A 9,498-nucleotide genomic window follows, 5' to 3' on the forward strand; every position below is an offset into this window, starting at 1 on the left:
CCGACCGCGGCCTCACCTGGCCGCGGCCCGCACGAGCGCGTCGAAGAGGCCCTGCTGGGCCGGGTCCGTGTGAGCGGTGTCCTCGGGGTGCCACTGGACGGCCGTGAACCAGCCGTCCGCGCCGGGGAGTTCGAGGGCCTCGATCGTGTCGTCCGCCGCCCGGGCCGTGACGCGCAGCCCCGCGCCCAGGCGGTCGACGCGCTGGTGGTGGTAGCAGGACGCGTCGGTCTTCTCGACGCCCGTGGCCCGGGCGACGACGGAGCCGGGCTCCAGGGTGACGGGGTGCACGAGGTGCCGGTGCTCGTGGTCGGGGCCGCCCATGTCCTGTTCCAGGGTGCCGCCGAGGGCCACGTTGACGACCTGGAGGCCGCGGCAGATCGCGAGCAGCGGCAGGCCCGACTCCAGGGCGTGCCGGGCGACGTCCAGGTCGAAGGTGTCCTGGAGGGTGTCGACGTCGTAGACGGTGTCGTGGGTGGTGGCGGCGCCGTAGCGGGCGGGCGCGAGGTCGCCGCCGCCGGGGAGGAGGACGCCGTCGAAGCGGGTGAGCCGGGCGGCGGTGCCGGTGTCCGCCGGGTGGATGCCCGCCGGTTCGCCGCCGGCCCGCCAGACGGCCTCGGCCAGGGCGCGGGCGGTGACCTCGGCGGCGTACCGGAGGGCGGAGGTCGTGGCCGAGAAGCGGGCGGGGATCGCTATCAGGGGCCGGGTCACAGCTGGATCCAGGTGGTCTTGAGCTCGGTGTACTTCTCCAGTGCGTGGGCGGACTTGTCGCGGCCGTTGCCGGACTGCTTCATGCCGCCGAAGGGCACGGTCAGATCGCCCTCCTCGTAGCAGTTGACCCAGACCGTTCCGGCCTTGAGGGCACGCGCGACCCGGTGGGCGGTGGACAGGTCGGAGGTCCACAGGCCGGCGGCGAGGCCGTACTCGGTGGCGTTGGCCAGGCGGACCGCCTCGTCGAGGTCGTCGAAGGCCAGCACGGACAGCACGGGCCCGAAGATCTCCTCCCGGGCCAGCCGGGAGCCGGGGTCGACGCGGTCGAAGACGGTCGGCTCCAGGTACGTCCCGCCCGTCCCGGCGAGGGCGCGGTCGCCGCCGGTGCGCAGGCGGGCGCCCTCGTCGAGGCCGTGCCGGATGTGGTCGCGTACGCGGTCCAGGTGGGCCGGGCCGACCAGCGCGCCCATCTCGGTCTCCGGGTCGAGCGGGTCGCCGACCCTCAGCTCGCGGGCCCGCCGGACCACGGTCTCCGTGATCCGCTCGGCGATCGAGGCGTGCACGAGCAGCCGGGAGGGCGCCGTGCACATCTCGCCCTGGTTGAAGAAGATGCCCCAGGCGGCGGTGGCGGCGGCCCGGTCGAGGTCGGGGGCGTCGGGCAGGACGATGTTGGGCGACTTGCCGCCGAGTTCCAGCCAGACGCGCTTGAGGTTGGAGTCGGCGGCGTAGCGCAGGAAGTGGCGGCCGACGGCGGTGGAGCCGGTGAACGCCAGGACGTCCACGTCCGGGTGGAGGCCGAGGGCCCGCCCGGCGGTGGGGCCGTCTCCGGCGACGACGTTGAGCACGCCGGGCGGGAGGCCGGCCTCGGTCGCGAGGCGGCCCAGGAGCAGGGCGGAGAGCGGGGAGTTCTCGGAGGGTTTCAGCACGACCGTGCAGCCGGCCGCGAGGGCCGGGGCGACCTTCCAGCCGGCCAGGGTCAGCGGGAAGTTCCAGGGCACCACCGCCCCGACCACCCCGGCCGGTTCCCGGGTGACCAGGGCGAGGGCGTCCGGGGCGGTGTGCGGGGAGGTGTCGGTGAGCTTGTCGGCGAGCTGGCCGTACCAGCGGAAGGTGCCGATGAGGGCGCGCAGTTCGATGCCGTACGCGTCCGTGATGGGCTTGCCCATCTCCAGGGTGACGGTCAGGGCGAGTTCCTCGCGGCGCGCTTCGAGCAGGTCGGCGAGGCGGAGCAGGGCCCGGCCGCGCTCGGCGGGTGCCAGGCGCGGCCAGGGGCCGGTGTCGAAGGCCCGGCGGGCGGCGGCGACGGCCGCGTCCACCTCGGCGGCGCCGCCGTCGGCGACCTCGGCGAGGACCCGGCCGTCACGCGGGGACACGACCGGGAACGTGGCCCCTCCCCCGGCCTCCTCGGCGCCGTCGATGTGGTGGGCGCCGGAGAGCTGGAACGCCTTGGCGCGGCGCTGCCACTCGTCGTGGGTGACGGCCGGCATGGAGGTCCTCCTTTGATCTCAAACGATATGGTCGGGGCTGTCCGAGGGCGGCGGCGCGCGAGGTCACCCGTCGGCGGCGGCGACGGCTCTCCCCCGCACCCGCGCGGTGATCAGGCCCAGGACCATGACCACCGGCACGGACAGCGTGAGCCACAGGGCGGTGGTGCGCTCGCCGCCGATGAGGGTGGTGAAGTTGGCCAGGACGAGCCAGATCGCCCCGGCGATGCCGAGCGCGCCCAGCAGGGGTGCGATCAGGGTGTTCCAGCGACGGGGGTCGAGGCGCTCACGGCGGAAGAAGGCCACGACGGACACCGAGGTCAGCAGGTACAGCAGCATCATCGCCAGGACGGCGACCCCGCTGAACCAGGAGAACAGCGTCAGCACCGGGTCCTTGCCCGCCAGCGCGAAGGGCACCACCAGCAGCACGGCCAGGGCCGTCTGCACGCACCCGGCCGCCCAGGGGGCGTGGCGGCGGTTGAGCCCGCACAGGCGGCGCGGCAGCAGCCGGTCGCGGCCGAGCGAGAAGAGGTAGCGGTTGGCGGAGTTGTGGAAGGTGAGGATGCCGGCGAAGAGGGACGTGGCCAGCAGGATCGGCAGCACGTCGGTCACCCAGCCGCCGAACTCCGCCGCGATGGGCGCGAAGACGAAGCCGGCGCCGTCGCCGCTCTCCAGGGCCTTGCCCGCGGCAGCGGTGGCCCGGGAGGCGCCGTAGGAGGAGATGAGCATCCAGGAGACCAGGGCGAAGAAGCCGGTGACCACCACGACCGCGAGGTAGGTGGCGCGCGGCACGGTCCGGCGGGGCTCGCGGGCCTCCTCGCCGTAGATGGCGGTGGCCTCGAAGCCGAACATGGACGCCACGGCGAACATCACGGCCACGCCCGGCGCCCCGTCGAGGGCCGCCGCCGGGGAGAAGCTGTCGGCGAGGCCGAGCCCCTCGGGTCCGCCGCCCTTGGCCAGCGTGACCAGGGCGAAGACCGACAGGATGCTGAACTCCGCGAGGACGAGGACGGCCAGCACCTTGGCGCCCATCTCGACGCCGGCCGCGCCGAGCGCCTGCACGACGGCCATGGTGGCCAGCGTCCAGACCCACCACGGCAGGTCGAGGCCGGTGTGGCTCGCGACCAGGCCGCTGACAATGGCGCCGTAGAGGCCGTACATGGCGGCCTGGATGGTGCAGTAGGCGAAGAGCGCGAGGCCCGCGCTGCCGGTGCCCGTGGTCCGGCCGAGGCCCTTGCCGATGTAGGTGTAGAAGGCGCCGGCGTCCACGACGTGCCGGCCCATGGCGACGAAGCCCACCGAGAACAGCAGGATCACCAGCCCGGCCACCAGGTAGGCGGCGGGTACGCCGGGGCCGTTGCCGAGGGCCACGGCGATGGGGGCCGCGCCGGCGATGCCGGTGAGCGGGGCCTGGGCGGACAGGACGAAGAAGAGGATGCCCAGGACGCCGAGGGCGTCGGGCTTGAGCGTGCCTGCGGTGGGCGCGTCCGGTTTCGCCGCGTGCCGGGAGACCGTCTGACTGTCCACTCGGATCACCTGCCAGAGGGGAGGAAGGATCGTTTCAGGCCAAACGAGTTGCCTCATGGTGGGGCGGAACTATCCGTTTGGCAAGGGGAGCGGGGCGAGGAGATCCGAGGCTTTACGCGGTCGAGACGTGCGGGACGCCTACGCCTCGCCGTCCCGCTCCTCGGCGAGGCGGCGCAGCACCGCGCGCAACTCGTCCAGGGCCTCGTCGATGACCTCGCGCTCGCCGAAGACGAGCTGGTGCAGGACGAGGCCCTCCAGGGTGGCGAAAACCATACGGGACAGGCCCTCGCCGACCGGCCCGGGCAGCATCTGGGTGAGCTCGCGCCGGGTCGCGTCGAAGTACTCGTCGTACAGCGACCGCAGGTGGGCGAGGAGCTCGGGGCGGCGCCGGGCCTCCAGCAGCAGTTCGTACTGGAACGCCTGGAGGTCCGGCCCGGACTCGACCATGTCCGTCAGGCCCGCCGAGAAGTCGGCGGCCCTGCCCGTGCCCGGTTCGAGCGCGCTGCTGCTGAGGGAGGAGCGGATGGCGTGGGCGACGGCCTCCTCGATCAGGGCGTCGCGGGAGCCGAAGTGGTGCACGACCAGGCCGTGGGTGACCCCGGCCTCCTCCGCGACCGCCCGGTAGGTGAGCCTGCGCAGCCCGCCCCGGGCCACCACGCGCACGGCGGCCTCCAGCAGGGCCTCGCGGCCCGTGCCGTAGTGCACGCGCTTGCGGGGGCGGCGGGCGGGCTCGGTCATGCCCGCGACCCTACCCAAGCCGCTCCGTTCAGCGACGCGGCGGCCGGATGCCACGGAACTCCCAGTCGCCGCCGAGCGCGGTGGACAGCACTTCCTCCGACTCGGTGGGCTGGGCGCCGACGTCGGTGCGGATGGCGGTCGGGCCGGTCACGATGTGGTTGGTGAGCCGCCCCAGCCCCTCGACCTCCACCTCCACGACGTCCCCCGGCTGTACCGGCCGCGAGTTGGCGGGTGTGCCGGACAGCAGGACGTCGCCCGGGTACAGGGTGATGGTGCGGGCGATGTCGGCGACGAGGTAGTGCATGTCCCAGGTCATCTCGTCCGTCGACCCGTCCTGCACCACCTCTCCGTTGACGTACGTCCGCAGCCGCTTGCCGTGGAAGTCCCAGTCGGTGACGAGGCCGGGGCCGAGCGGACAGAGGGTGTCGGAGCCCTTGACCCGGAGCATCGACCCGGCGTCGGTGTCGCGGAAGTCGTGCAGGCCGTAGTCGTTGGCGATGGTGTACCCGGCGATGTACTCGCCCGCCTCGGCCGGCGCGATGTTCCGCGCGGTCCGCCCGATGACGATGGCGACCTCGCCCTCGTAGTTGAGCCACTTGCAGCCCTCGGGGCGGACGACCGCGCCCCGGTGGGCGTTGAGGGCGGAGGTGGGCTTGTGGAAGTAGGTGGGCGTGCCGGGCAGCCCGATGCCGAACTCCTCGACCCGGCTGCGGTGGTTGAGGTGCACGGCGATGACCTTCGACGGCACGACCGGCGGCAGATGCGCCGCCTCCTCGGTCTTGACGCGGCGGCCGTCCCCGGCGACCAGCTCGTCACCGTCGACGGTGACCTGGACGGCGGCGCCGTCGAGGAGGATACGGCGGTACTCAGGCATGGGCGGACTCCCGGGGTGCGGTGGTGGGGCTGCCGGTCCAGCCGTCGGCCGGCCGGTCGAACCAGAGGTGGGCCTGGCCGGTGCCGACGGAGTTCTCGTAGGCGCCGTACTGGCGGGCCGGGGCGGTGCAGCGCCGCTCGCCGAGGGCGCCGGCCATCATCAGGTAGTGGAAGAACTTCGCCTCGGGCTTGTGCTGCCAGAACTCGTCCATGGTGTCGAGGACCTTGTCGTGGCGGCCCTCCTTGAACCAGGCGATGCGCCGGCGGTCGGCCTCCCGCGCCTCGGGCGTGCGGATGTGCACCGGGTCGCTGGCCTCGTGGTCGCGCAGTTCGCGCAGCGGCCAGAAGGTGTGCGAGAGGGCGCCGGAGGCGATCAGCAGCACCCGTCGCCCGGGGGTGGCGGCGATGCCGTCGGCGAGCGCCCGCCCGAGCCGCAGGTGGTCCTCCATGTCACCGGTCTGGCAGACCCCGATGGTGACCCACCGCTTGTCGGGCAGGCCCTCGCCCAGGTACTTCCAGAGGTTGATGGTGGCGTAGTAGATCGGCAGGTACTCGTCGTCGATCGGGGTGATCCAGGTGCCGTGCTTGTCGGCGAACTGCGCCACGTTGTGGGCGAGTTCGGGGTCGCCCGGGAAGTCGTAGGGCATCCGGCACATGCCGCGCGGCAGCTCCTCGGAGGTGAAGAGCCCGGCTCTGCGCGACTGGGCGGTGACGACGAACTCGACGGTGGTGGCCCAGTGGGAGTCGAGGACGACGACGGTGTCGTAGTCGTCGCGCTCGAAGACGTCCCCGCGCAGCTCCCTGAGCCCGGTGACGAGGGTGATCTCCTTGCCCTCGTTGAGCTCCAGCCGGTCGGCCTCGGGCAGCACGATGGTGGGGACGTGGGCGAGGAGGCCCGCTCCGACGATCTCACCCATGGTCGTTCCATCCCTTCGGGGCGGTGACGGTGTTCTTCAGGTCGCAGTAGAAGTCGAAGCTCCAGGTGCCGCCCTCGCGGCCGACCCCGGACTGCCGGGAGCCGCCGAAGGGGGCCCGGAGGTCCCGTACGAAGAAGCAGTTGATCCAGACGGTCCCCGCGACGAGCCGGGCGGAGACCCGTTCGGCGCGCTCCCGGTCGCCGGTGGCGACGGTGGCGGCCAGCCCGAAGCGGGTGTCGTTGGCGAGCCGCACGGCCTCGTCCTCGCCGGTGAAGGTCTGGAGGGTCAGGACGGGCCCGAAGACCTCCTCCTGCACGATCTCGGAGTCCTGGGCGACATCGGTGAGCAGCGTCGGCGCGTAGTACTGCCCGTCACCCTCGCGGTGCCCGCCGATGACCGCCCGTGCCCCGGCCGCGACCGCCCTCTGCACGAAGCCGTCGATCTTCTCCAGCTGGCGGGGGTGGATGGTGGGACCGACGTCGGTGGACTCGTCCCGCGGGTCGCCCTGCCGCAGGGCCGTGGCCTTCTTAACGAACCGCCGGGTGAACTCCTCGGCGACCTGTTCCTCGACGAGCAGCCGGGTACCGGCCAGGCACACCTGCCCGGCGTTGTCGTACTGCTCCACGGCGAGGTCGACGGCCAGGTCGAGGTCGGCGTCGGCGAACACCAGCAGCGGTGACTTGCCGCCCAGTTCCAGGCTCAGGGGGGTGAGGTTCGCGGCGGCCGAGGCGGCGATCCGCCGCGCGGTCGGCACCGAGCCGGTGAAGCTGATGCGCCGCACGTCGGGGTGGGAGGTGAGGGCGTCGCCGATCTCGGAGCCGTACCCCTGGACGACGTTGAGGACACCGGCCGGCAGTCCGGCCTCCGCCGCGATGTCGGCCAGCAGGGAGGCGGTCAGCGGCGACCACTCCGCGGGCTTCAGGACGACGGTGTCGCCGGCGGCGAGGGCGGGGGCGACCTTCCAGGTGGCCAGCATCAGCGGCGCGTTCCACGGCGTGATCAGCACACAGGGTCCGGCGGGGTCCCAGCTGACGTGGTTGGTGTGTCCCCGGGTGTCGAAGTCCTCGTGGTCCAGGGTCAGCAGCCAGTCGGCGAAGAAGCGGAAGTTGTGGGCGACGCGGGGCATGACCCCCCGCCGGTGCGAGCGCAGCAGCGCTCCGTTGTCGGTGGTCTCGACGATCGCGAGCTCTTCGAGGCGCTTCTCGACGCCGTCGGCGATGGCGTGCAGGACGCGGGCGCGTTCGCCGCGCGAGGTGGCGGCCCAGCCGGGGAAGGCGTCCCGGGCGGCGGCGACGGCGGCTTCGGCCTCGGCGGAGCCGCCGCGGGCGATCTCGCCCAGGACACTGCCGTCGATCGGAGAGTAGTCGGCGAAGGTACCGTCGGAGGCGACCCGCCGCCCGCCGATCCAGTGCCGGGTGTCGACGGAAACACCGGCGACGGTGATTTTTTCAGGCATGAGAAGGGTTCCATTCGAACGAGGGGAATCTCAGCTACCCAGGGCGCGGGGAACTGCGCGACAAGCCACCACGCACCCGCACCCGACCACTGGCGCTAGGCGGCAGACGCTCCGGACGTACCGGCCTCCAGCAGCCGCCCGCCGTCCCAGACGACCCCGACCTGCCGGTAGTACGCGGCGATCGGCTCCCGGATCTCCAGCCGGGCCAGTTCCTCCGTAGGCGCCTCGAACAACTCCAACTCGGCGTCCCCGACCCACGGCTGACCGCCCTCGAAGGAAGCCGCGCCGCTCTCGATCAGCTCGTCGAGAGCCAGGCCCTTCCCCTTCTCGATGGACGGCAGCCACCGGTGGTGCGCCATGGGATGGGCGTTGACGAACCCGCCGCTCTCCGACGGCTCCCGCAGTGTCACCACGGCCTGCGCGATCCGCCGGTCCGCGGCCGCCAGCGTCGCCCCGAACCGCGCCCCCGCCTCGATCCGCGGAGCGGGCCCGTAGGGATGCGGCCGGGTCTGGTGGATGGAACCCAGCTTCTTCGGATACCCCTGGTGCAGCCCCCGCGCGATCGCGAAGTCCTTGTCCACCCAGATGTACACGCACCGCGAGTACGTCCGCCCCCCGTACCGGCACCGCACGACCGCGAAGGCCTCCTTGTACTGCGCCCGCACAGGATCGAGCAGCTCCTCCCCCGAGGCCGAGCAGGACTGCCAGTCGGCCCAGATCAGAGCGACCGCGCCCGGATCCTCGTCGGCCGGCTCCAGGGGCTCGGGCAGCAGTTCGCGCACCCGCGCGGGATCCGTCCGGTACTCGACGGTGAGCAGGTCACCGGAGTACCGCCACGGCGGAGAGGGGATCAGCGACGAGGCACCCGTCGCCGTCTTGGGCTGGAAGTAACCGCGAAGACCGGTCATGGAGGGGCTCCTTACGAGGTGAGGGCGGGCTGCTTCAGCAGATCGGCGCGGTACCGGGCGGCGGCACGGGCGGCGGGAGGCCCGCCGAGCGCGACGACGCCGACCAGCAGCCCGTCGCGGTGGTAACCGACCAGGACGTCCCCCGAGGGGTCACCGTCGAGGACCCGGACATCGCCGAGCCCCAGCACCGGCGCGCCGAAGGACTGCAACCGGAAGTCGTGCTGGTCGCTCCAGAACGTGGGCAGCGGCGCGAAGGGCGTCAGTCCGGCATCGCCTCCGACCAGCACCTTCGCGGCGTGCTTGGCCGAGTCGGCCGGCAGGGACCAGTGCTCGACCCGCCGGGGCACGCCGTCGTAGCGGGCGTTGGGGAAGCGGGCGACGTCCCCGACCGCGACGACCTCGGGCCGGCCGCCGACCCGCAGGTGCTCGTCGGTGAGCACCCCGTCGCCCAGATCGAGCCCGTTGCCGTCGAGCCACTCGGTGTTGGCGACCGAGCCCACGGACTCCACCACCACGTCGGCGGGCAGCACGGTCCCGTCGCTCAGCACGACGCCGGTGACCCGGTCGTCCCCCTCGAACCCGGCGACACCGGCGCCCAGCACGAAGCGGACTCCGTGCTGCCGGTGCCGCGCGAGCAGCGTCTCGGCGAGCAGCTCGCCGAGGGGCCCGACCATGGGCAGGGGGAGCGGATCCACCACGGTCACCTCGGCCGCACCGAGCCCGACCGCGGTCGCGGCGACCTCGCAGCCGATGAACCCGGCGCCGACCACGACGACCCGCGCGCCGGGCCGGCAGCCCCTTGACCCCGGCCTCCTTCAGCAGCGCCTTCGCCTTGTCGGGGTCGTGGTCGTAGACGGTCTTCGCCCGGCGGTAGGACGGGTTGCTCT

At 73.0% G+C, this 9,498-nt stretch carries 8 protein-coding genes and 1 pseudogene; all 9 read right to left on the reverse strand.

The window, feature by feature from the left end; genetic code table 11:
* Nucleotides 1–12 precede the first annotated feature (12 nt).
* Nucleotides 13–708, reverse strand: a complete 696-nt coding sequence (locus ABZ948_RS08890) for a gamma-glutamyl-gamma-aminobutyrate hydrolase family protein (RefSeq protein WP_359758241.1) — start codon at nucleotides 706–708, stop codon at nucleotides 13–15.
* Nucleotides 705–2,195, reverse strand: a complete 1,491-nt coding sequence (locus tag ABZ948_RS08895; RefSeq protein ID WP_359758242.1) for an aldehyde dehydrogenase — start codon at nucleotides 2,193–2,195, stop codon at nucleotides 705–707. Before ABZ948_RS08895 ends, ABZ948_RS08890 begins: the two co-directional genes overlap by 4 nt.
* A 63-nt stretch (nucleotides 2,196–2,258) precedes the next feature.
* Nucleotides 2,259–3,719 carry an APC family permease gene (locus tag ABZ948_RS08900; RefSeq protein WP_359758243.1) on the reverse strand — a complete coding sequence of 487 codons (1,461 nt, stop codon included), beginning with the start codon at nucleotides 3,717–3,719 and terminating at the stop codon, nucleotides 2,259–2,261.
* 138 nt (nucleotides 3,720–3,857) lie between these two features.
* A complete protein-coding gene (locus ABZ948_RS08905; protein ID WP_031117680.1) occupies nucleotides 3,858–4,457 on the reverse strand; it encodes a TetR/AcrR family transcriptional regulator in 600 nt (199 codons plus the stop codon).
* 28 nt (nucleotides 4,458–4,485) lie between these two features.
* The gene (locus tag ABZ948_RS08910) at nucleotides 4,486–5,331 is read right to left on the reverse strand and encodes a fumarylacetoacetate hydrolase family protein (protein ID WP_359758244.1); all 846 of its coding nucleotides are present in this window, start codon (nucleotides 5,329–5,331) and stop codon (nucleotides 4,486–4,488) included.
* Nucleotides 5,324–6,247, reverse strand: a complete 924-nt coding sequence (locus ABZ948_RS08915) for a 3,4-dihydroxyphenylacetate 2,3-dioxygenase (protein ID WP_359758245.1) — start codon at nucleotides 6,245–6,247, stop codon at nucleotides 5,324–5,326. The genes ABZ948_RS08910 and ABZ948_RS08915 overlap by 8 nt, the downstream gene beginning before the upstream one ends.
* Nucleotides 6,240–7,703 (reverse strand): aldehyde dehydrogenase, encoded by a 1,464-nt coding sequence (locus ABZ948_RS08920; protein ID WP_359758246.1) that lies wholly within the window; start codon nucleotides 7,701–7,703, stop codon nucleotides 6,240–6,242. Before ABZ948_RS08920 ends, ABZ948_RS08915 begins: the two co-directional genes overlap by 8 nt.
* Before the next feature lie 95 nt (nucleotides 7,704–7,798).
* Nucleotides 7,799–8,611, reverse strand: a complete 813-nt coding sequence (locus ABZ948_RS08925; protein ID WP_359758247.1) for an acetoacetate decarboxylase family protein — start codon at nucleotides 8,609–8,611, stop codon at nucleotides 7,799–7,801.
* Nucleotides 8,612–8,622: 11 nt separating this feature from the next.
* Nucleotides 8,623–9,402, reverse strand: a pseudogene (locus ABZ948_RS08930) (NAD(P)/FAD-dependent oxidoreductase); the annotation flags it as partial.
* Nucleotides 9,403–9,498 lie beyond the last annotated feature (96 nt).

The sequence above is a fragment of the Streptomyces olindensis genome (assembly GCF_040645895.1).
Classification (GTDB): Bacteria; Actinomycetota; Actinomycetes; order Streptomycetales; family Streptomycetaceae; genus Streptomyces; species Streptomyces olindensis.